Consider the following 22,124-nt stretch of genomic DNA (forward strand, 5'->3'; position numbering starts at 1 on the left):
GCCTATCTGTGAGGAAGGCAATACTAACCTGAATTATCACACACTGATTCGCTACGGTTTCTAGCGATGAGCATCGAGTCACCTGATACTGCCACTAAGCCCCCGCACCGCGCGGCCGCGGCGCCCTCCACCCCAGCACAGCGGTGGTCCTTCTTTGCCGTGGTGTCCTTGGGGCTGCTCATGGTGGGCCTGGATAATTCCATCCTTTATACGGCACTGCCTCAGCTAACGCAGCAGCTGCACGCCACTGACATGCAGCAATTGTGGATCATCAATGCCTATACGCTGGTTTTATCGGGCTTGCTCCTCGGTACCGGCACGTTGGGCGATCGCATTGGCCACCGCCTGATGTTCCTCATTGGCCTGGCCACCTTTGGCACCGCCTCCCTCGTTGCGGCTTATTCGCCCAATGCCTGGTTGCTCATCGCCGGCCGGGCTTTATTGGGCTTGGGCGCTGCCATCATGCTGCCTTCTACCCTGGCGCTTATCCGCCTGACCTTCCCCAATGAGGTAGAGCGCAATAAAGCCATCGGTATCTGGAGTTCTGTCGCCGTCGTGGGCGCTGCCGCTGGGCCCACCGTGGGCGGATTCCTCCTAGAGCATTTCTGGTGGGGCTCCGTCTTTTTGATCAACGTGCCCATCGTGGCCCTCGCCATCATCCTTACCTTCCTCCTTGGCCCACCCAACCTGCCGAATCCGCACAAGCACTGGGATTTCCCCTCCTCGTTCTATGCGCTTATCACCCTGTCCAGCCTGGTCCTAGCTATTAAGACGGCGGCGGCCACCCAGATCAATGTCGCGCTGCTGGTCTGTTCCATTGCCGCTTTCTTACTCGGCGCCGCAGCCTTTGCCCACCGGCAAAGCCGGCTTAATGATCCGCTTTTGACCTTTGACATCTTCCACTCACCCACTTTTACCGGCGGCGTGCTTACCGCCGGTGGCGCCATGTTTGGCCTTACGGGGCTTGAACTGCTTACCACCCAAAAGCTCCAGCTTGTCGATGCCCTCTCGCCCCTCGACGCCGGCCTTTTCATCTCCGCCATGGCGGTTGCGGCCATCCCCACCGCCATTGTGGGCGGCACCATCTTGCACCGCGTGGGCTTTTTGCCCATCATCAGCGGCGGTTTCCTGAGCATGTCCATCGGCATGCTGGGCATCATCTGGGCCGACCGCGCCGATAACCTCGCGGTATTTATTACCGGCCTCATCCTTACCGGCTTAGGTGCTGGCTCCTCGATGTCTGTTTCTTCCACCGCCATCATCAATGCCGCCCCCTCCCACCGGGCGGGCATGGCCTCTGGCGTGGAAGCCGTCTCCTACGAATTCGGCACGCTGCTTTCCATCGCCATAACCGGCTCCCTCGTGCCGCTACTGATGACGCACAAGCTTCCCGATGCCCTCGCCCCGCAAGGCACCGACGCACTCCTATCACCCGCCACGCACGACACCGCCGCGGCGGCGTATGATTCCGCGTATTTCCTCACCGTCGGCGGGCTTGCCTGCACCACCTTCATCTTCGCGGTACTAACCGCCTGGTGCTTCCGCGATAACCCGAAGTCCGGGGCGCTGTCTGCGCAAAGTAGCGGGTAAATAGCCACCTGGCTGACTTGTAAACTTTTACCCCCTAACTGTTTGTGCAGCTAGGGGGGGTAGTTTTTTGAGCTGGAGACGAGACTTGAACTCGCAACCTACGCATTACAAGTGCGTTGCGCTACCAATTGCGCCACTCCAGCACCGCGGAATTTCTTCCGCTCGTTGCATGGTACCCGAGTACCACGCCCAAGTGGAAAGCCGGTCCCCCTTGTATGCATTTGCGCCCCACAAGGGTTAAAGTTCAGGCTGAAATTATTACTAGTGTCCCACCGCTTTTTCGAGGGTTATTTTCGTGTCACTACTGTCCGCTATGCGGGAGCGCCTCCGCGTATCCGCAGGCCAAGTCGCCATCATTGACGCGGCCAAAGCCGCACCCCCACCATCGCCACTCGCCCCGGTCGATCTGACCGATGCCGCCCAAGTCACGGGTGTGATGGAAATTGCCGCGCGCATCGGCGAGCAGCTCATTGGCGCCGGATCCGCCAACTCAGATGCCCGCGCGCAGGTGCACCTAGCGGCGTCATCGTATGGTTTGCACTACTGCCACGTGGATATCTTGATGAATACCATCACCATCCACACCGCGATCGGCACCGGCGATAAACGCCAGAACCTCCACGTATTTCGCGTGGTGCCGGATGTGGGCGTGAACTTTTCCAAGCTTTCGGAAGTAGACCGCCTCATCCGCGATATCCACTCCGGTAAGGTGCCACCCGCGATGGCGGAAAAGCGCCTGGATGACATCGACCGCATGCCAGCGCCTTATAAGCCGTCCACGGTAATGCTTGGCTGGGGCGGCATGGGTGGCCTGATTTCCATGATGCTCGGCGGCGATCTCCTCGTTGGTGTCGTTGCCTTCGTGGTCTCCGCACTGATTATGGGGCTGAATGACTGGTTGGCCAATTACCGCCTGCCGCCCTTTTATCAAAACGTCGTCGGCGGCTTCTTGGCCGTCTTCCCGGCCGCGATTTTGTATAACGTAGCCGCCGCCTTTGGCATTAGTATGTCGCCGGCGCAGATTATTGCGTCCGGAATCATCGTGCTGGTGGCGGGGCTGACGTTGGTGCAATCGCTTGTCGATGGCATCACCCGCTCCCCCGTAACCTCTTCCGCGCGTTTTTTCTCCGCGCTGTTATCAACGGGCGCGATCATCGCCGGCGTGGGTGTGGGCATCCAGCTGGCCTCCGCTATGGGCTTTGACCTGCCCCCAATGGGTACCTTGGCGCCGCCGGTCTATCACAAGATTCCCCTCTTGGTGCTGCTCGGCGGCACGGGTTCGGCCGCCTTCGCGCTGGCCTGCGGGGCTAATTGGATAGAAATTACCCTCTCAGGCCTCACGGCGGCCGCCGGTATGGTCTTCTACTACTTCGTGGTCGTGCCCTTCGGCGTCGGCCCGGTGATTGCCTCGGGCCTATCCGCCATCGTGGTGGGCCTAGCCGGCGGTTTGATGTCGCGCCGGTGGGGCATCCCGCCGCTCATTACGATGATCGTGGGCTATACGCCCATGCTGCCAGGCCTCATGCTGTACCGCGGCATGTATGCCTCCATCAACGAGCAGATGATTACCGGCTTTACCAACCTGGCTACCGCGCTGGCCATCTCCGGCGCGCTAGCAGCCGGCGTCGTTTTTGGCGAGCGCGTCGCGCGCCGCCTGCGCCGCCCGAAGTACTTCCGCCCGTACTCCGCCTTCAAGCGCATCGGCCGGTTCTCCTTCCACAAGGCAACTCACCTGGCTCGCAAGGCCCCGCGCATCCCGCGCGTGCCGATGTCCCCCTTTGCCCCACGCGTCAACCGCCCCGAATTGCCGCCCACGCTGGGGCCAAAGCCACCGCAACACGCGCAGGCTCAGCAGCACGCGCCGGGGACCACTCCGGCGGAAGATTTGTGGCCGGCAGATTCCCAGTGGCCGGCCCAGCCGCAAGAAACTGAGCGCACCACCTATACGGTGCCCGGCCAGAAATCACCCACGCCGGAAGAATCCGATCACACCAAGCCCGACGGGGAGGAACCCGAGGAGCCCTAAACGCCGCCGGTAGCGTACAATATTTAGCCTGATAGCTTTCCCAACATTCAGGAGGACTCGCCGTGCCACCCAAGGTCCAAGACACGCACCCACAGGCAGAACAAGATATTGCCCTGGCAGAGGAAACCGCCCGCGCCGCCCGCCGCGTGGTGGCCACCTACTCCCAAGATTTCTTGGACGGCGTGACCTTGATGTCCATGCTGGGTGTCGAGCCCAAGGGCTTGGTGCACAAGAAGGTGCTGGCGGAACAAGCCGATGCCGCGCCGAAGAAATCCACGAAGAAGGCCACCAAGAAGTCGACGTCCAAGGCATCGAAGAAGTCCACTAAAAAGTCGACGAAGAAGACCACCAAAGCGGCCAAAAAGTCCACCAAGAAGTCGACAAAGAAAGCAACAAAGAAGTCGACCAAGAAGTCTTAAGCTAGTCTTGGACTATGAGTGAGCGCGGCAATGACTTCGTAGTAGTGGCAAACCGCCTGCCGGTAGATTTAACTACCGCGGCCGATGGCAGTCAGGAGTGGACGCCCTCGCCTGGCGGTCTGGTCACCGCGCTCTCACCGGTGCTGGAAGCGCACCAGGGCTGCTGGGTGGGATGGCCCGGCGTTGCCGATGCCGCGCCCGAGCCCTTCCGCACCGAGGCCGGGGTGTTATTGCACCCGGTCAGGCTTAGCGAGGCCGATTTTGAGGCCTTTTACGAAGGCTTTTCCAATGCCACGCTGTGGCCGCTCTACCACGATCTCATCGTCACCCCGACCTATGACCGCGACTGGTGGGATGCCTACCGCGAGGTCAACCTCCGCTTCGCGGACGAGGTAGCCCACGTGGCCGCAGAAGGCGCGACGGTCTGGGTGCAGGACTATCAGCTGCAATTATTACCGGGCATCCTGCGGCAAATGCGCCCCGATCTCACCATTGGGTTCTTCCTGCACATCCCGTTCCCCTCCCCCGATCTTTTCCGGCAGCTGCCTTGGCGGGAGGAAACGGTGCGCGGCATCTTGGGGGCAGACCTGATCGGCTTCCACTTGGAGGCCAATGCCCGCAATTTCTTGGAATTGGCCCGCCGCCAGGGCCTCGAGGTGCGTGGCGAGGCCACCACCCGCGATGTCACCGCCCATATCCGCCTCCCCGGTGGCCGCACCGTGGGCGTGGGCGCGTTCCCCATTTCCATCGCCGCGCAGGATTTCGGCCAGTTTAGCGACGAGGATAAACGCCGCGTGGCCCAATTGCGCAAGGATTTGGGCAGCCCCAAGCGCATCATTTTGGGCGTGGATCGCCTCGATTACACCAAGGGCATCCTGCAGCGCCTGACCGCCTTCGAGGAGCTCTTGGAAACCGGCGCCCTGGATCCGGAGGAGGTCACCTTGGTGCAGCTGGCCACGCCCTCGCGTGAGCGCCTCGACCACTACAAGGCCACCCGCTCCCAGGTGGAAGAGGCCGTCGGCCGCATCAATGGCCGCTTTTCCCGCATGGGCCACCCCGTGGTGCACTACCAGCACCGCGGCGTGCCCAAGGACGTGCTGCGCTGCTACTACCGCATGGCCGATATCATGCTGGTCACGCCCTTTAAAGACGGCATGAACCTCGTGGCCAAGGAGTTCGTGGCCTGCCACGATGACGGTTCCGGTGCCCTGGTACTCTCGGAATTCGCCGGCGCCGCCGTGGAGCTGGATGAGGCCTACCTGTGCAACCCCTTCGATATCGAGTCCGTCAAACGCGCCTTGCTCAATGCCGTGCGCGCGCTTTCCGATGCCCCCTCCACTATGACCCAGCGCATGCTCACCATGCACAACCAGGTCATAAGCCACGATGTGCGGCTGTGGTCGCAGTCCTTTTTGGGCTGCCTGCGCGCCGTTCGGACCGAAACCGCCTCGCAAGCTCCCGACTCACTCGGAAAGGACTCCTAATGCCTCCTTCCCTCCCCCGCGTACGCACGGCCGGAGCGGCCGGTGCGGGTACACCCGCTGTGAACAAAGGCATCGGCAGGCATGCCGCAGCCGTGGCCACACTGGGTGCCGTCACGCTGCTTGCTGCCTGCGGTTCCGAGGACGATGCCCCACGGCCCGCGGGTGATGACCGGATTGTGGACAAACACTGGCAGGTCGTCTCCATCAATACTGCGCCGGACGCAGCATCCACCATCCCGGAATCGATTCCTCACGCGCCGGAATTTAGCTTCGGCGAGTCCACCATGGTGGGCACCACCGGTTGCACCCGCCTTGCGGCCCGGCTGAGCTACACCGCCGATGATGAGCGCGAAAATATCCGCGATGGCAATAAGTTGCACTTCGATGAGGTTAAATACGACGACACCGATGAGGACTGCGAGGGCAGTTCCGTGTGGGCTGATAACCTGCTGCGCAACCTCATTACCTCGGATAATGATTTTATCTACACCGTAAATAGCAATAACCAGCTCATCTTGGAGCTCGATACCAATGAGGTAGATTCGCCCTCCATCAAGCTGGTCTCCCGCGCGTAGCATGGGATGCCATGACGCTTTCTACCACCATTAAGGCCTTGGCCGCGGCAGAAGAGCTCGCCGTGGTTTCTGATTTTGACGGTACGCTGGCCCCGATTGCCGCCGACATTTATGACGTGGAAATCAACGCCGATGCCGCCCGCGCCCTCAACCACTTGGCCCACCTGCCGCGCACCACGGCCGCGGTGCTGTCTGGGCGCCACCTCGAGGGTCTGCAGCGCGTGTGTCCCCTGCGCGAGCCCGTCCTCTTCGGTGGCTCCCACGGCGCCGAGTCCTCCTGGCAGCAGACCGAGCTCACCCCCGCCATGCGCGAGCACCTTGCGCGCAAGGAGGAAGAAATCCGCGGCATCATAGACCGCTTCCCCGGCGCGGAGCTCGAGGTCAAGCCCTTCCAACGCGTGCTGCACCTGCGCTCGCTCGAGCTGGACAGCCCGGAGCAGGGCGCGGCCGCCTATGAGGCGGGCCTGGCGCTCGATACCGCCGGTTTCCCGCGCACCGCCGGCAAGTCCGTCATCGAGTTTTCCGCCACCACCGCCACGAAGGGCACGTGGCTGGAGACCCTCCGCGAGCGCACCGTCGCCACCGCCATGGTCTTTCTAGGCGATGACGTCACCGATGAGCACGGCTTCCGTGCCCTCCACCAGCCGCCGGACGTGGGCGTCAAGGTGGGCGAGGGCGATTCCATCGCCGCCGTGCAGCTTGCCGATGTCGACGCCGTCGCCCACTTCCTCACCGAGCTCGCTACCGCCCGCGCGGCCGCGGTGCAATAACCGATTTCCCCGGCGCGAACCGCGTCTGCAACACCCGCCGCGGCACCTCCTCCGCTCCTTCGGCGCCGACCTTCGCGCTGCCTGCACCGGCAGAATCACTTGTCGCGCTAGCGATGAGCTTTTCCAGCATGTGCCCGGCCGCGGCCCCCTTGGCCTTATTGGGCTGGATGACGGTAGCCAGGTCGAGGCGCTGCGCCGCATCGATGCCGTCAAAGCCGGTCACGGATAGGTCTTCTGGCACACTCAGCCCGCGCTCGCGGGCATAGGCCAGCACGCCGAGCGCCATGGAGTCGGTCGTGCACAGCACGGCCGTAAGCTCCGGATGCGCGTCGAGCAAGAGCTCGGCGGCGGCGCGGGTGGTATGGGCATCGTTAATGTGCTGCGTGACCACGGGCACGGACTCGGGCGCGATGCCCGCCTCGGCGAAGACGTCGAGCGCGCCCATCACCCGCGAGCGCTGCACGTGCATCTCCGCGTCCTGGACTTCCTGCCAGGAAATCGGGCCGTCGTGGCGCTGCAGGCGCAGGCGGATGGCGAGGATGCCGATGTGGCGATGCCCGGCATCGATAAGCGCACGCGCCGCCGGGGCAATCGCCGCGCGATCATCAATGCCCACGAACGGCAGGCCCGCGTCCGTGGGCTGATCGCAGACCACCAGCGGCAGGCCCCGGCCCCGCGCGGCCGCGAGGTAGGCATCGCCCGCGGCGACCGAATAGACCACGAAGCCATCGACCGCAGCCGAACCCACCAGGCTGGTCGCCTCCGCCTCGCCTTCTGGGCCGGCGGGAATCAGCGTCAGCGTAGTCTGCGCGCCTGCCGATGCCTCCGCCATGCCCGCCAAGAAATCCACCGACGCCATGTCCTCGAAGGCGTAGGACAGGTGCTCGGTCAGCAGCACGCCTACCGACCCAGCGCGGCGGGTGCGCAGGCTGCGCGCCGTGGGATCAGGCCCCGGGTAACCGCGCGCCTTGGCCGCGGCCAAAATGCGCTCCCGCGTTGCCGGGGAGAGCTGGTCAGGGCGGCTATAGGCATTGGATACGGTTGTGCGCGAAACCCCCAACTCCGCGGCGAGGGAGGCCAGTGTCTTCCGGGTGGGGCTGCGTTTAACCATGCCTGTTACCTTACCCTGCGCCCTGGCGCCGGATTTTCAATGCATGTTCAATTGACAATGATTGCCAGCAAACGCACACTGGAGGGTATGCACACGTCACTACGCGCAACAACAGCCCTACTCGCAGCAAGTGGCCTCCTATTTACCGCCGCATGCTCTACAGATTCCGATTCTGGATCCGGAACCGACTCTGGTTCCGGCGACTCCGGTGATAAGAAGATTTCCATCGTCGCCTCTACCTCCATCTGGGCCGATGTTGCCCAGGCCGTGGCCGATACCGCCTCCGGCATCGACATCGAGGTCGAGCCCATCGTGGAGGGCAATGACACCGACCCCCACCACTTCGAGCCCACCGCGGCCGATGTAGCCAAGGCCAACGACGCCGACATGCTCGTGGTCAACGGCGGCGGCTACGACGCCTGGATCTACCAGGCCGTCTCCGATCAGGACAACATCATTTCCGCCCTGCCGCTGACGGACCACGGCAAGCTGGACGAGGACCCCGATGTCATGACCATCGATGCCGCGAAGGCCACCGCCAAGGATGACCCGGACAAGGTCACTAATATCGAGGGCAACGAGCACATCTGGTACGACCCCGCCGCCCTGGAGGAGGTCGCCGGATCCATCGCGGACCAGATCAACGAGAAGTACTCCGACGCCGGTGCCACCACCGAGAAGATCGACTCCCACGTGGACCAGCTGCGCGATAAGCTCAAGGAGCTTCCCGATGGCCTGAATTACGCCCAAACCGAGCCCATCGCCGATTACCTCATGAAGTACACCGACGGCAAGGACGTCACCCCCGAGGGCTACCGCAAGGCCACCATCTCCGAGGGCGAGCCCGCTACTGCCGATGTCGCCGCCTTCATCAAGGCCATCGACGATGGCGAGGTCGATCTCCTCATCTTCAACCCCCAGACCGAAACCGATACCGCCGGCCGCATCAAGTCCGCCGCAGAGGACAACGACGTCGATATCGTAGAAATCGGCGAAACCCCGCCGGATGGCAAGAAGTTCTGGGAATACTACGACGAAGTCACGAGCAAGCTGGGGAAGCACTAGTGCTCGTTGAATTCCATGAGGCCGCAGTAGACCCGCTGTGGTCGCAGCTTAATCTCGCCGTGGACCGCGGCGAGTTTATCGCCGTTTTAGGCCCCAATGGCGTGGGCAAGTCCACCCTGCTGGGCACCATCCTCGGCACCCGCACGCTGACCAGCGGCCGCGTCGACGTCAACTGCCGGGTCGGGTTCATCCCCCAGCAGCGCATGTTCCCCGCTGACCTTCCCCTGCGCGCCCGCGACCTCGTGTCGCTCTCCGTGGCGCACGGGGTATTCCGCCACCGGCACCCACCCCGTGGACAGGTGGACGAGCTGTTGGAAGAGGTGGGTGCCACGGGGCTGCGGGACCGGCGCGTCGGCCTGCTATCCGGCGGCCAGCAACAACTCATCCGCCAGGCCCAAGCCCTGGCCAATGACCCGGACCTTATTCTTGCCGATGAGCCCCTCCTCTCCCTCGACCCCGCCCGGCAAAATGCCACGGTTAACAAGCTGAACTCGCTGCGCCGCGAGCGCGGTACCTCCATCGTCTTTGTCACCCACGGCATCAACCCCGTGCTCGGGGTGACGGATAAGGTCCTCTACATCGCGCCCAATGGCCACACCTTCGGCCCGGTCGATGAGGTCATGCGCTCCGAGGTCCTCTCGGAGCTCTACGGTTCCAAGGTCAATGTCTTAAACGTCGACGGGAGGCTCATCGTTGTCTAATTACTGGGAAGATACCCAATACCTGCTCAGCGTGGACTTCGTGCAGTCCTCGCTCATCGCCTCCGCGCTGCTGGGCATCCTGTCTGGCGTGATGACCTCGCTCATCGTGCTGCGCCAGATGTCTTTTTCCGTCCACGCCACCTCTGAGCTGGCGCTTATGGGTGCCTCCGCGGCACTCCTCTTCGGCCTCAACCTGGGCTTCGGCGCGGTCGCTGGCGCCATCGTCGCCGCTATCATCCTGGCCATGCTGGGCTTTAAGGGCCAGCAAGACAGCGCCATCGGCGTGGTCATGAGCTTTGGCCTGGGCCTCTCGGTGCTGTTCTTGCACCTCTACCCCGGCAATTCCAATACCGCGATGACGCTTTTGACCGGCCAAATCGTCGGCGTTTCCTCCGCCTCGGTGTGGCTGCTGGCCGCCACCACGGTCATTATCGTGGCCGCCGTCGGCTTCCTCTGGCGGCCCATGCTCTTTGCCTCCGCCGATCCTGATATGGCCCGCGCCGCCGGCGTGCCCACCCGCGCCATCTCCGTCGCCTTCGCCGTCCTCGTCGGCCTCGCAGCGGCGCAGTCGGTGCAAATCGTCGGCTCGCTGCTCGTCATGGCGCTGCTTATCACCCCCGGCGCGGCGGCGGTACAAATCACCTCCTCGCCCCTGCGCGCGGTACTGTGGTCCACCATCTTCGCCGAGGTCTCCGCCGTAGGCGGTTTCATCCTCTCCCTCGCCCCCGGCCTGCCGGTTTCCGTCTTCGTGACCACCATTTCCTTTGTGATCTACCTGGTGTGCCGGTTCATCGGCTGGCGGCAAGGCAAGCGCGCCATCCGCGATGAGGTCGCGGCCAAGCATTTCCACGCCGATAACCGCGCCGCCGCAGAGGCCCACCACGCCGACTAAACTCGGCGGGCATGCATATTCATCGCCGCACCGCGGATGTGGCTGGCCACACCCGCCGCTTCATCGTCATCCAGCCCGAGGAGCTCGGGCCCCAGCCGGACTTGCTGCTGTTTTTCCACGGCTCCCACCAATCCGCCAACGTCATCCGCCGCTTTACCAACGGCACGGTGGACGCGCTTGCCGATGCCACCAATACCCTCATCGTCTACCCCGACGGCATCGACCACCACTTCAACGACACCCGCGCCAACCTGCCGGTCCGCGCCCGCGAGCTCGGGGTGGATGACGTTGCCTTTAGCACCTTCCTCATCGAGACTATGCAGCGCGAGTACTCCACCGCGCGCACCTTCGCCGCGGGCTATTCCAATGGCGGGCAGATGGTGCTGCGCCTGCTTTACGATGCCCCCTTCACCCTCACCGGCGCCTGCGTCTTCGCCTCCACGCTGGGCGAAGGTTCCAATCACGCACCTACCCACCCCGATGGCTACCGGCCTACCCCGCTGCTGTTTATCCACGGCACCGAAGATCCGATTGCGCCCTATTATGGCGGGCTTGCCGGCATCGATGGGCAGCAAACCCGCGGGTGCGTGCTTTCTGCCCCCGCCACCGCGGAGCACTTCGCGCTGGCCAATGGCTGCCGCCCGCCCCGCGAAACCCAGCCCATACCCGGGATAACCTCCACCTACTACGACGGCGACTACCCCGTGGAGCTCTGGACCATGGAGGGCCTCGGGCACGTGATTCCCTCTAGCAAAGAAACGCCGGCGAGCATAGGACCAAATACGGATTCCTTCAATGCTGTGGATAAAGTCCGCGAATTTTTCGGCTTAGGTGACGCTTAAGGGTAGTTGTCCACAGGGAGGTGGGGCATCGGCTAGCGCGGGCTTGCGGGGCTTCTTAGTCTCTGGGGCATGAACGCGCTGCAGACATTTCTCAAGGGCCTGGCACCCGGCATGGATATCATCGCCGACTGCCACGGCCTCTCGCTGCACGCGCTGATTGCGGCCGGGTGCCCCGATACCACCGCCACCCGACTGCTCACGCTTGCCGAGACCTACTTCGGCACCACCGCCTTCCGCCGCCAGCAGCGCGAATCCATCGCCGCCAGCCGCGCCAACGGGCACAGCCTGACGGCCCTGCTCACCATCGAGCGCCACGCCGCCAAGCTGAAGAAGAAGCGCGATGCCTGGGCGCTGCGGCGCGAATTGTGTGGGATGAAGGGGAAGGTCTCGGATATTGATAAGCGGGGCCGCGCCCGCGTCAAGGAGCTCAAGGGGCCCGTCAAGCGCCAGCCCGGCGTGAAGATTTATCGCCGCGCCGACGGCCCCTGGACCATGTCCATTACCGGCCCGTCCGCCGATATCGCCGATATGCACGCCGCGATTAATAAAGATGCCCCGCTTGCTTCTGTGCAGAATATCTTCCACGGCGAGGCCGCCGCCCGCCCCAGCGTGACGACCAATGTCGTGCTTCGCCTCGACGAGCTCGATCGCATCGTCGATTTCGGCTCCGGCTCCACTGCTGGTTCAAACTCCAACGTCAGCGCTGACTCTGGTCCTGGCTCTGCCCATAGCGCCGACTCCCAGGGCGATATCGTGGTCCAGCTGACCAATGGCGCCACGATGACCGGCGCCGAGCTGGTGCGACGGGTATTTACTGAGCACGGCTACGTCACGCTCATCCACCCAGTGGAAGGTCCGGTCAACCTCTACCGCACCTCGCGCTTTGCTTCTGCAAAGCAACGCCTGATGGCAGCGGCCGAAAACCCGGTCTGCCCGTGGCCGGAGTGCCGCTACCCCGCCGATGAATGCCAGGTTCACCACCTCAATGCCTGGAAAAATGGCGGCGAAACTAACCCGGGAAACTTGACCATCGCCTGTCCGTACCACAATGGCGTGAACGACGATGATCCCAATGCCCCGCCCCTGCGCGGGCACTTAGCCCGGGTCGACGGAACCATCCGGTGGCTGCCACCCTGGGCAGATAATGGTTAAATTGTTGTGTGCCACAACGATTCGCACTGAGAAGGTTGTGCCTCGCAAAGACCCAGCGCGCCTTTGACACTAGCTGCGCCGACAACCGCACCGGCGGCTGAGGAGGCGATTCTGTGCGCTCGACTTTGCCAGCACCGAACGTGGATGGCGCTTATCCGTCGCGGCGAGCTGGCGCAGCGGAAATGGGTTATTTTTCGGCGGCGCGGCGTTGGCGTGCGAACTCGGATAGCACCGAACCCGCAGCGACGGAGGCGTTGAGGGACTCAACCCACCCGGTCATGGGGATGGACATGAGGACGTCGCAGGTCTCGCTGACCAAACGCGAAATGCCCTTGCCCTCGGAGCCGATGACGATGACGACGGGATCCGTGCCGCCTTCATAGGTATCCAGCGTGTGATCGCCACCGGCATCGAGGCCGACGACCTGGTAGCCGTTTTTCTGGAATTCCTTCACGGTGCGGGTGATATTCGTTGCGCGGGCGACCGGCAAACGGGCAGCGGTGCCAGCCGAGGTGCGCCACGCCACCGCGGTGACAGAAGCCGAACGGCGCTCTGGAATGATCACGCCATCGCCGCCGAAAGCGGCCACGGAACGGATGACGGCGCCCAGGTTGCGCGGGTCGGTGATGTTATCCAGGATGACGAACATGCCGGGGCGCGGGTTCTCGGCGGCGTTGGCAATCAAATCCTCCACCGCTGCGTACTTATATGGCGGTATCTGCAAGCCGATGCCCTGGTGCATGCCATTTCCCGTCATGCGGTCCATCTCGTGGCGCTGGACCTCGATGATGGGGATATTGCGGGTATTGCACATGGACACGGCCTCAGAAAGCCGCTTATCGTTGCGCGTTCCGGCAGCGATGTAGAGCGTGGTGGCCGGCACCTTGGCGTGCAAACACTCGATGACCGGGTTGCGGCCCACCACCATCTCTGCGGTTTCTTTCTGGTGGCGCCCAGAGTTGCGGCGCTCGCGCTCCAGCTTCGCCTTGTGCTTGGCGTGGTAGACGCGGTCCTCGGCCTTCGGGGTGGGTCCCTTGCCTTCTAGGCCCTTGCGACGCTGCCCGCCGGAGCCTTTGGTAGCGCCCTTCTTATTCGTCTTGCGGATGCCCGCGCCACCGCGGCCATGGGTTCGTGCCATCGTTTCAGTCCTTTCGAGGAAACCGTTCAATAACCAGCGAAAATAACAGCGGAAAGCTGTCTAGCGCTGGGTCAACGACCACGTGGGGCCGTCTGGGGTATCGGTAATGGTGATGCCGGCGGCGGTGAGGCGGTCACGCACGGCATCGGCAGTAGCGAAGTCTTTTTCCGCGCGGGCCTGCGTGCGCCGTTCCAGTTCTGCCTGGACCAGCGCATCGAGCGCCGCGTCTGCTCCGCTAGCTTCGCCTCCATCTTCCCACTCCAGCGGGTCAAATCCAAGTACGTGCGCCATCCCGCGCACCTGAGCGGCCTTCGCGCGGGCGGCGTCCTCGTCCCCGGCGGCCAGGTCCTTATTGCCCGCGCGCACGGTGGTGTGGATAGCGGCCAAAGCCTTCGGCACGGCGATATCATCGTTCATGGCGTCCTCAAAGTCCGGCGTCCAGTCGCCACGTTCGACGCCTGCAAAGCGCTTGACGAAGCCCTCAATACGCCGGTAGCCCGCCGCCGCCTCCGTCAGGGCGGATTCGGAGTATTCCAGCACGGAGCGGTAATGCGCAGAACCCAGGTAGTAGCGCAGCTCCACCGGGCGCACGAGCTCCAGCATGTTCGAGATGGAAAGCACGTTGCCGAGCGATTTCGACATCTTCTCGCCGGCCATGGTCACCCAGTGGTTGTGCATCCAGTAATTGGCGAACTTATCGCCTGCCGCGTGCGATTGCGCGATCTCGTTTTCGTGGTGCGGGAATTGCAGGTCCAAACCGCCGCAGTGGATATCGAAATTGGAGCCCAGGTAGTACGTCGACATGGCGGAGCACTCGAGGTGCCAGCCCGGGCGGCCGCGACCCCACGGGGTGGGCCAGCTCGGCTCGCCCGGCTTGGCGGCCTTCCACAGGGCGAAGTCGAGCGGGCTGCGCTTGCCCGCGTTGTCTGACTCGCCCTGTTCCATCTCCTCGACGCGGTTGCCAGACAGCGCACCGTAGTCGGATCCCTCCGCCTTGGTCCAGGCCTCGACGTCAAAGTACACGGATCCGGCCGCGCCATCGGTCTGCGGGGTGGCCTCGGCGTCTTGGGCGGGAACGGGGTAGGCAAAGCCGGCGTCGATAAGCCGCTGCATGTACTCGACCATCTGGGTGACAAACCCCGTCGCGCGCGGCTCCACGGACGGCGGGAGCACGCCGAGCAGGTTATAGGCCTTGGTGAACTCGCGCTCGTAGGTGGACACCCACTCCCACCAGGGGCGATTATTCTCGGCGGCCTTGGTGAGGATCTTGTCATCGATATCGGTGACATTGCGAACGAGCGCGACGTCATAGCCTTGCGCGAGCAGCCAGCGGCGCAGGATATCGAAAGCCACGCCGGAGCGCAGGTGCCCGATATGCGGCTGCGCCTGCGGAGTGGCGCCACACAAGTAGATGGAGGCGTGGCCGGGGCGGATCGGCTCGAAGTCGCGTTGGCTGCGGGTGGCTGTGTCAAAAATGCGCAAAGTACTCACGCCCCCAGTCTAAATCACCCGTGCGCGGGGTTAGTGTTGGCGCCGCCAGACAACGGCCGTTGCCACCGCCGCGCGGCCCTCTTTGCGGCCAGTAAAGCCCAAATGGTCGGTCGTGGTGGCGGAAATGGACACATCAGCGCCGAGGATTTCCGAAAGCACGGCCTCGGCTTCCTCGCGGCGCGGGCCCATCTTCGGCGTCTGGCCAATGAGCTGGGCGGCGGCATTGCCGATGATAAAACCTTCCGCTTCCAGCAGCTCACGGCACTCGCGCAGGAGCTGGGCGCCGGACACACCGTCGTATTCGGGCCGGCCCACCCCCACGAAAGAGCCGAGATCGCCGAGGTGGGAGGCGGAGAGGAGGGCATCGACAAGCGCGTGGGCTACGACGTCGCCGTCGGAGTGGCCTTCGCAGCCGGGGGTGTCATCGAAAAGCAGCCCGGCAATCCAACAGGGCTTGCCGGCTTCGATCTGGTGGGCGTCGGTCGCGATGCCGACGCGGGGAATGATGGGCTCAGTCATGCTGCTCCTCTGCAAGGGCGTGGGCCAGGGTCAGGTCCGTGGGGGTGGTGATTTTGAAGGCGAGGAAATCGCCCGGCACGGTCTCCACGCGCTGGCCGTGCCATTCCATCAGGCTGGCATCGTCCGTGGCGGTGAAATCCGGCTGCTCGCGCCAATAATCCAGGTTGGCCTGGCGCAGCGCGGCGAGGCGGAAACCCTGCGGGGTCTGCACGGCGCGCAGGCGGGCGCGATCGGGGGTGCCAACCACGGCGTTACCGTCGACTTCCTTGATGGTATCGGTCACGGGAACCACCGGGATGACGGCGGGCGCGCCGGCAAGAACGCGCCGCGCCACGCGCTCGACCATCGCGGTGGGCGTGAGCGCGCGGGCTGCATCGTGGATGAGCACCACAGCATCCTCGTCCGGAATGGCCTGCAGCCCGGCCCAAATCGAATCGGCGCGCTCGCCTCGCCCATGCACCAGGCGCACCGGGATATCTGCGCCCACGCGCTTGACGATGCCCCCAGCTTCCCCCTCCATGGCCGGGCTCACCACCGCGATGACCTCGTCCACGAGGCCGGAGCGGGCCATGGTGCGCACGGATCGCTCCAAGAGGGTGCGGCCACGAAGTTCGACGTAGGCCTTGGGCACCTCCGCACCGAGGCGGGTGCCTTGCCCGGCCGCGGCGATTAAGGCGATAACGCGGGGTTTAGTCTTCGTCGTCGAAGGAGAGGTCATCGAGATCGATGTCGTTGTCGATATCGGTGGTAATGGACTGGTCATCGACTAGACCTGCGGCGCGGTGGCGCTCGATGGTGGCGTCGATTTCTTCCATCATGGTATCGGCTTTTTTATCATCGACCGGCTGCGCCAGCGCCAGCTCGCCCACCAAGATGGTGCGGGCCTTGCCCAGCATGCGCTTCTCGCCGGCGGACAGGCCGCGGTCCTGATCGCGGCGCCACAGATCGCGCACCACCTCTGCGACCTTGTTGATATCGCCGGAAGCCAGGCGCTCCTGGTTGGCCTTGTAGCGGCGGGACCAGTTGCCAGCCTCTTCCACGTCCTCATCGCGCAGCACGGAAAAGACCTTTTCCAGGCCTTCCTTGCCCACGACATCGCGCACGCCCACGTTATCCGCATTCTTCTTGGGCACGCGGACGACAAGATCGGACTGGTTAATGTGCAGCACGAGGTATTCCAGCTCTTCGCCGCCCATTTCGCGGGTTTCGATATCCTCGATGACCGCCGCGCCGTGGTGCGGGTAGACGACGACCTCGCCGACCTTATATTCCATTGCCACTCCTTATAATCCCGTGAATATGCCGATAACTAAGGCCGCCATTTTATCACGCGCGACATGCCTACCACCGGATGCCCCCGATTACCCCCACGGACTACCCGCTAGGTTAGCGAGAAACTGTGTACTTTATATCGAAAGGGACTAGGCTAAAGATTTGATAAGTCCTGAGATCGCAATTGATGGAGGATGCTCAACGTGCAGTCCCTGAAGTCCGCCGCCCGCCGCGGTGCCATTATTTCCGTTACCGCCGTCTCCGCTTTGGCGCTGGCTTCTTGCTCGGCAGGCCACATCGCCCAGACCGCAGAGAAGGTAGCTGCGGTTGATGGTGCTTCTGCCAGCACCGATGACGATAAGATTGCCGTCCGCGATGTCACCATCCTGACAGAGCCTGACGGTGGCGCCGCATTGAAGTTCAACGCCGTCAACCAGGGCTATGAAACCGATGTCATCACTTTGAAGTCCGTGAAGGTCGATGGCCAGACCGTCGAGATGAAGCAGACCCAGCCGCTTAAGCGCGATCACTCCATCGTGGCGGACTCCCAGAAGAACCTGGACGCAACCCCGGATCACGATTCCGAGACCGTGCAGTACGTAGCCACCCACCTGGATAACGATGACTTTGGATACGCCGGCCACCGCCCGGTTACCTTCGAGTTCTCCAACGGCTCTATCGAGGTCGATGCCACCGTCGCCGCCTCCCAGATGGAGTCCGGTAAGTACGACCGCGACGTGGAATCCCCAGAGGGCTACACCACCGACGCGAACACCGGTAACTCGCACCACTAATAGCCACCGCACGCGCGCCCTACTTTGCGGAGTACGGGCGCGTTCGTCGTTTTTGCCGCCACGTTCTAGGCTCTACACCATGGCCAAAAAATCTCGCCCCATCCACACCTGCTCCGAATGCGGTTATGTCTCCCCCAAGTGGCTCGGGCGCTGCCCGGATTGCGGTTCGTGGGGCACGATGGAGGAAAAGGCGCCGGTGGTGGCGGGGGCATCGGCAAGCGGGGGGCATGCGAGCGTGGCGCCTGCGAGCCCGGTGCAGCCCATCACGCAGGTGGGCGCGCAGGCGACGAAGACGGTGCGCACGGGCATCGTCGAGCTCGACCGCGTGCTGGGCTCCGGCATCGTGCCGGGCTCGGTGGGACTCATGGCCGGCGAGCCCGGCGTGGGCAAATCCACGCTGCTTCTCGAGGTCGCCTCCCGGTGGGCGCAGCTCGGCCGCACCGTCCTCTACGCCACCGCCGAGGAATCCGCCGGCCAGGTCCGCGCCCGCGCCGAGCGCACTGGGGCGCTGCAGGAATCGCTGTACCTCGCGGCCGAATCCAACCTGGACGCCGTCTTTGGGCACGTCGATGCCGTCAAGCCCGGCCTCATCATCGTGGACTCCGTGCAGACCATGCATGCAGTGGGGGTGGAAGGCGTGCCCGGCGGCGTCGCGCAATCGCGCGCCGTGACCGCGGCGCTGACGTCGCTGGCGAAATCCACCGGCATCCCCGTGCTGCTGGTGGGGCACGTGACCAAGGACGGAAACGTGGCGGGACCGCGGGTTTTGGAGCATCTTGTCGATGTCGTCTTAAACTTCGAGGGCGACCGCCAGTCCAGCCTGCGCATGCTGCGCGGGATGAAAAATCGCTTCGGAGCGACCGATGAGGTGGGCTGTTTCGAGCAAACCGCCGGGGGTATTAGGGAGGTCGCGGACCCGTCGGGGCTCTTCCTTTCCCACCGGGGCACGACGCCGGATGGCTCCGCGGTGACCGTCGCCATGGACGGTGTGCGGCCCATCCTCGCCGAGGTCCAAGCGCTGACCGTGGACCCCGTGGCGAAGAATCCGCGGCGCGTGGTCACCGGACTCGATGCCAACCGCGTGCCCATGGTGCTGGCCGTATTGCAGGCGCGCGCCGGACAGCGCACAAACGATAAGGATGCGTATGTAGCCACGGTGGGCGGCATGCGGATTACCGAAACCGCAACCGACCTCGCGGTGGCGCTGGCCACGTGGTCCTCGCTGCACGAGCAGCCGCTGCCTGCGAAGACCGTGGTCATCGGCGAGGTGGGCCTGGCAGGCGAGCTGCGGCCGGTGCCCAATGTTGAGCGGCGCCTGCAGGAGGCGGCGCGGCTGGGATACAAGCGGGCGATTGTCCCGCGCGGGGAAATCAACCCCGTGGACGGCATGCAGGTGCGCCAAGTTGCAACGCTTGGCGAGGCCCTCGCCGCGGTCCAGCCGTAGACCAACCGTAACCGGTGGCCGGTTCTAACCCGGCCGGTTCTAGCCCGGCTGGTGACGAGGAGCCGGGTGCTCCAGCGGCGCGAACTTCCGTGCGGTCTGCTCCCGCGCGACCTGCTTCCGCCCGGGCTGGCTCTGCGCGGACTGCTTCCACGCGACCCGCTCCCGCACGGGCTATTTCCGCCCGAGCTGGTTCTGCCCGAGCTGCTTCCGAGCGGCCGACTGCAGGGCGGCCGCGCGCTTAGCGGAGGGTGAAGTCCTGCGGCGGGGAGGAATTGTCGCCAATGACCGTATGGGCGAAGTAAGCACCCGGCTCAGCGGTCGGGCGGTCGGTGCACTTGCCCGGTTCGGACGCCTGGCGGGACCATTCGGCCTCGAATTTCAGCTCCTTGCCCGCAGGGAAGGTCTGCTCTCCGGTCTGTACGGAGGCGTAACAATCGGTATCGGACCACACGCGCTGGTTATCGGCCATCTTGTAGACCTCGAAGCGCAGCGAGTTCTCATCTAGATCGATCGTGCAATCCGCGGCGGTGGGGTTGGTCACGGTCATAAAGAACTTCGGCAGCTCGCCGTCCGGCACGGAGTAGTTGAGCATGGAGGTGCGCACCTCCAAGTCCTCAAGCGAGCAGGTATCCTTCGCGGCGTGCACGGATTCCTCGGGCTCCTTGCTTTCCGATGCCCCATCCCCTGCTTCCTCCGCCTCGGACTCGGACTCAGATTCAGAGGCAGACTCGGATTCGGATTCGCTCGTCGAATCCGCGGACGTGGTTTCAGATTCGCTGGTGGATTCCGAAGACGTGGTCGCCGCCGAAGACTCTGAGGACGCGGCAACGGAATCATCGCTATCGCCGCCGAAGGCGGCCACCGCCGCCCAGATCAGCACCACGGCCAGGACGATCACGATGATAAGCGCGGCGACCCGGCGGCGCTTATAGATCTCTTCTGGAAGGGGCTTATTCTGGTTCACGCACTCAATTTTAAGTGGTAGACGCGCCTGGATCCGCTAAGCGGGCTCCGCGTGTCAACTCAACGCCGTAAGAGTGCAACGGCTCCACGCGCGAGTCCTCGAGGAGGTAGCGGGCGCCGACGATGCCGAAGGAGCCATCGTCAAGCTGCTTGCGCACGTTGGGGATGCTGGCCACGACCTGGGTGACGGTTTGGAGGGTGTGTTGGCGCTCGACATCGGCAAGCGTGGCGTCTGGCCCCGCAGTCCACGCGGACGTCGCGACCTTCTCGATGATGGGCCGCTGCAGGCCGATGGGCAGCTCGCCGCCGCGCACAAAATCCACCGCGGCCGCCACCGCACCGCAGGACTGGTGACCCAAGACCACCAGCAGGTTGGGGTGCAGGTGGTCGAGCGCATAATCCAAGGAAGCCAGCACGGAGGCGTCGAGGATGTGGCCGGCGGTGCGGATGACGAAGGCATCGCCAAAGCCGATATTGAAGATGTGCTCGATGGGCGCGCGGGAATCGGAGCAGGCCAGGACCACCACGCGGGGATCCTGGCCTTTGGTGAGCCCGTCGCGCTCATAAATCTTGTTGAGATCCATGATGGTGCCGTCGATGACGCGCTGGTTTCCGGCCTGGAGGGCCTCCCAGACGGCCTGCGGATTATGGGCAACGTTACTTAATGGCATGAAGTATATTTTAATGCCCTAGACTGTCCTGCGAGATGGATACGCACGCACTTCTTTCCTGGTTTGACGCCAATGAACGCGATTTACCCTGGCGGCGCCCCGGTACCTCCGCCTGGGGAGTGCTGCTTTCCGAGGTCATGAGCCAGCAAACCCCCGTCGCGCGCGTCGCCCCCGTGTGGGAGGAGTGGATGCGGCGCTGGCCCACCCCCGCGGACTTCGCCCAAGCCTCCCGCGCCGAGGTGTTGCGCGCGTGGGGCAAGCTCGGCTACCCGCGGCGCGCGCTGCGGCTCTGGGAGTGCGCGGGGGTAATGGACGAGGTTCCGGCGGACGTGGATGAGCTGCTGGCGCTGCCTGGAATTGGCGACTATACCGCCCGCGCCGTGGCGTGCTTTCACTTTGGCCAGAACGTGCCGGTGGTCGATACCAACGTGCGCCGTGTCTATGCCCGCGCCGAAGACGGGAATTTCCTCGCTCCGTCGCCCTCCAAGCGCGAGCTCGCCGCTGTGGCCGCGCTGTTGCCCGAGCGCAATGGGCCGCGTTTTTCCGCCGCGCTCATGGAGCTCGGCGCGCTGGTGTGTACTGCGAAAAATCCCGATTGTAAGCGCTGCCCCCTGCGCGCGACCTGCGCCTGGCAGCTCGCCGGATGCCCCGAACCTTCCGCCGCGGAACAAACGCGCGCCAAAAAGCGCGTGCAGAAATTTGCCGGGACCGATAGGCAGGTGCGCGGCAAAATCCTAGACGTGCTGCGCGCCGCCGATCACCCAGTGCCGCAGTCCGCGATCGACGTAGTCTGGCCCGATGCCGCGCAGCGTTCCCGCGCTCTGGCTTCGCTGCTTGACGATGGCCTCGCCGAGCAAAACCCCGCCGGCCTCTTCCATCTGCCGGACTAACTGGCCGCCGGGCCTGCCAGCGTTTAGGCGCAGCGACTCGCTAACGCCAGCGGCCGCGGAAGTTGAGTCCGCCCGGGAGGTTGACCCACATGCCGCCGCGGGAATTAAAGGTCACCGGCCCAATCTTCGTGGACATGGAGGCACCGGATCCGGAGATGTTAATCCAGCTATTCTTGCCGGTCTTTTTGCGCGAACGATATTGAAGTCCCATAACCGGTCATTCTAGCAATACCCCCGTGCACGACGCTGCGCCACAGAACCAGCGGGCCGCTGTACCGCCATACCGCTGGACAGAGGCATTCGCCCGCCCCGGCT

General features: G+C 64.0%; 23 protein-coding genes and 1 tRNA gene. 14 read left to right on the top strand and 10 right to left on the bottom strand.

Annotation, left to right across the window (positions count from 1 at the left end):
• Positions 1-66 precede the first annotated feature (66 nt).
• Complete coding sequence (locus tag ABRP84_RS07770; RefSeq protein WP_023023878.1) at positions 67-1,590, top strand: MFS transporter; 1,524 nt, start codon at positions 67-69, stop codon at positions 1,588-1,590.
• Positions 1,591-1,660: 70 nt separating this feature from the next.
• Here the strand turns inward: ABRP84_RS07770 and ABRP84_RS07775 are convergent.
• A tRNA-Thr gene (locus ABRP84_RS07775) sits at positions 1,661-1,733 on the bottom strand.
• A gap of 152 nt (positions 1,734-1,885) precedes the next feature.
• Between ABRP84_RS07775 and thrE the strand changes: the two genes are divergently transcribed.
• The 5 genes from thrE to otsB all read left to right on the top strand — a co-directional run bounded on the left by thrE (position 1,886) and on the right by otsB (position 6,864).
• Positions 1,886-3,616: a threonine/serine exporter ThrE gene (thrE, locus tag ABRP84_RS07780; protein WP_023023880.1), complete on the top strand. Its 1,731-nt coding sequence runs from the start codon at positions 1,886-1,888 to the stop codon at positions 3,614-3,616.
• 62 nt (positions 3,617-3,678) lie between these two features.
• A complete protein-coding gene (locus ABRP84_RS07785; RefSeq protein WP_023017948.1) occupies positions 3,679-4,035 on the top strand; it encodes a hypothetical protein in 357 nt (118 codons plus the stop codon).
• Between the two features lie 14 nt (positions 4,036-4,049).
• On the top strand, positions 4,050-5,519 hold the full coding sequence (locus tag ABRP84_RS07790) for an alpha,alpha-trehalose-phosphate synthase (UDP-forming) (protein WP_023023882.1): 1,470 nt from the start codon (positions 4,050-4,052) through the stop codon (positions 5,517-5,519).
• On the top strand, positions 5,519-6,094 hold the full coding sequence (locus ABRP84_RS07795; RefSeq protein ID WP_023023883.1) for an META domain-containing protein: 576 nt from the start codon (positions 5,519-5,521) through the stop codon (positions 6,092-6,094). The genes ABRP84_RS07790 and ABRP84_RS07795 overlap by 1 nt, the downstream gene beginning before the upstream one ends.
• A gap of 11 nt (positions 6,095-6,105) precedes the next feature.
• On the top strand, positions 6,106-6,864 hold the full coding sequence (gene otsB, locus ABRP84_RS07800) for a trehalose-phosphatase (RefSeq protein ID WP_023023885.1): 759 nt from the start codon (positions 6,106-6,108) through the stop codon (positions 6,862-6,864).
• Here otsB and ABRP84_RS07805 read toward each other — a convergent pair.
• Entirely contained in the window at positions 6,836-7,975 is a 1,140-nt protein-coding gene (locus ABRP84_RS07805; RefSeq protein ID WP_023023887.1) for a LacI family DNA-binding transcriptional regulator, read from the bottom strand. The genes otsB and ABRP84_RS07805 overlap by 29 nt on opposite strands.
• Positions 7,976-8,014: 39 nt before the next feature.
• On the opposite strand from ABRP84_RS07805, the gene ABRP84_RS07810 reads away from it, so the two are divergent.
• The 5 genes from ABRP84_RS07810 to ABRP84_RS07830 all read left to right on the top strand — a co-directional run bounded on the left by ABRP84_RS07810 (position 8,015) and on the right by ABRP84_RS07830 (position 12,627).
• Positions 8,015-9,040, top strand: coding sequence for a metal ABC transporter solute-binding protein, Zn/Mn family (locus ABRP84_RS07810; protein ID WP_023023889.1), 1,026 nt, complete (start codon positions 8,015-8,017; stop codon positions 9,038-9,040).
• A complete protein-coding gene (locus ABRP84_RS07815) occupies positions 9,040-9,741 on the top strand; it encodes a metal ABC transporter ATP-binding protein (RefSeq protein WP_023023891.1) in 702 nt (233 codons plus the stop codon). The genes ABRP84_RS07810 and ABRP84_RS07815 overlap by 1 nt, the downstream gene beginning before the upstream one ends.
• The gene (locus tag ABRP84_RS07820) at positions 9,734-10,633 is read left to right on the top strand and encodes a metal ABC transporter permease (RefSeq protein WP_349819786.1); all 900 of its coding nucleotides are present in this window, start codon (positions 9,734-9,736) and stop codon (positions 10,631-10,633) included. Before ABRP84_RS07815 ends, ABRP84_RS07820 begins: the two co-directional genes overlap by 8 nt.
• 11 nt (positions 10,634-10,644) lie before the next feature.
• Complete coding sequence (locus ABRP84_RS07825; RefSeq protein WP_349853247.1) at positions 10,645-11,475, top strand: CE1 family esterase; 831 nt, start codon at positions 10,645-10,647, stop codon at positions 11,473-11,475.
• A 69-nt stretch (positions 11,476-11,544) separates the two neighbouring features.
• Positions 11,545-12,627: an HNH endonuclease signature motif containing protein gene (locus ABRP84_RS07830; RefSeq protein ID WP_239268401.1), complete on the top strand. Its 1,083-nt coding sequence runs from the start codon at positions 11,545-11,547 to the stop codon at positions 12,625-12,627.
• 187 nt (positions 12,628-12,814) lie between these two features.
• Here ABRP84_RS07830 and rlmB read toward each other — a convergent pair whose 3' ends face one another.
• From rlmB to ABRP84_RS07855, 5 genes are read right to left on the bottom strand one after another with little or no spacing between them, the layout of a single operon-like run.
• Positions 12,815-13,765, bottom strand: coding sequence for a 23S rRNA (guanosine(2251)-2'-O)-methyltransferase RlmB (gene rlmB, locus ABRP84_RS07835; protein WP_237792359.1), 951 nt, complete (start codon positions 13,763-13,765; stop codon positions 12,815-12,817).
• Positions 13,766-13,825: 60 nt separating this feature from the next.
• On the bottom strand, positions 13,826-15,256 hold the full coding sequence (gene cysS, locus ABRP84_RS07840; RefSeq protein ID WP_023023900.1) for a cysteine--tRNA ligase: 1,431 nt from the start codon (positions 15,254-15,256) through the stop codon (positions 13,826-13,828).
• Between the two features lie 30 nt (positions 15,257-15,286).
• Positions 15,287-15,775: a 2-C-methyl-D-erythritol 2,4-cyclodiphosphate synthase gene (ispF, locus tag ABRP84_RS07845; protein ID WP_023023902.1), complete on the bottom strand. Its 489-nt coding sequence runs from the start codon at positions 15,773-15,775 to the stop codon at positions 15,287-15,289.
• Entirely contained in the window at positions 15,768-16,493 is a 726-nt protein-coding gene (ispD, locus tag ABRP84_RS07850) for a 2-C-methyl-D-erythritol 4-phosphate cytidylyltransferase (protein WP_349853248.1), read from the bottom strand. The genes ispF and ispD overlap by 8 nt, the downstream gene beginning before the upstream one ends.
• A complete protein-coding gene (locus ABRP84_RS07855; RefSeq protein WP_005279544.1) occupies positions 16,465-17,049 on the bottom strand; it encodes a CarD family transcriptional regulator in 585 nt (194 codons plus the stop codon). Before ABRP84_RS07855 ends, ispD begins: the two co-directional genes overlap by 29 nt.
• A gap of 192 nt (positions 17,050-17,241) precedes the next feature.
• Between ABRP84_RS07855 and ABRP84_RS07860 the strand changes: the two genes are divergently transcribed.
• Both ABRP84_RS07860 and radA read left to right on the top strand, forming a co-directional pair.
• Complete coding sequence (locus tag ABRP84_RS07860; RefSeq protein WP_239268405.1) at positions 17,242-17,841, top strand: hypothetical protein; 600 nt, start codon at positions 17,242-17,244, stop codon at positions 17,839-17,841.
• A 79-nt stretch (positions 17,842-17,920) separates the two neighbouring features.
• Entirely contained in the window at positions 17,921-19,285 is a 1,365-nt protein-coding gene (radA, locus tag ABRP84_RS07865; protein WP_349853249.1) for a DNA repair protein RadA, read from the top strand.
• Positions 19,286-19,523: 238 nt separating this feature from the next.
• Here radA and ABRP84_RS07870 read toward each other — a convergent pair whose 3' ends face one another.
• Positions 19,524-20,249, bottom strand: a complete 726-nt coding sequence (locus tag ABRP84_RS07870; RefSeq protein ID WP_349853250.1) for a hypothetical protein — start codon at positions 20,247-20,249, stop codon at positions 19,524-19,526.
• A 10-nt stretch (positions 20,250-20,259) separates the two neighbouring features.
• Complete coding sequence (locus ABRP84_RS07875; protein ID WP_239268412.1) at positions 20,260-20,919, bottom strand: carbonic anhydrase; 660 nt, start codon at positions 20,917-20,919, stop codon at positions 20,260-20,262.
• Positions 20,920-20,954: 35 nt separating this feature from the next.
• Here ABRP84_RS07875 and ABRP84_RS07880 point away from each other — a divergent pair, with 35 nt between their 5' ends.
• Positions 20,955-21,809 (top strand): HhH-GPD family protein, encoded by an 855-nt coding sequence (locus ABRP84_RS07880; RefSeq protein ID WP_239268414.1) that lies wholly within the window; start codon positions 20,955-20,957, stop codon positions 21,807-21,809.
• A 40-nt stretch (positions 21,810-21,849) separates the two neighbouring features.
• Here the strand turns inward: ABRP84_RS07880 and ABRP84_RS07885 are convergent, their stop codons facing one another.
• Positions 21,850-22,020, bottom strand: coding sequence for a DUF4236 domain-containing protein (locus ABRP84_RS07885; protein WP_081443674.1), 171 nt, complete (start codon positions 22,018-22,020; stop codon positions 21,850-21,852).
• Positions 22,021-22,124 lie beyond the last annotated feature (104 nt).

This window comes from Corynebacterium sp. KPL2861 (assembly GCF_040225475.1).
Classification (GTDB): Bacteria; Actinomycetota; Actinomycetes; order Mycobacteriales; family Mycobacteriaceae; genus Corynebacterium.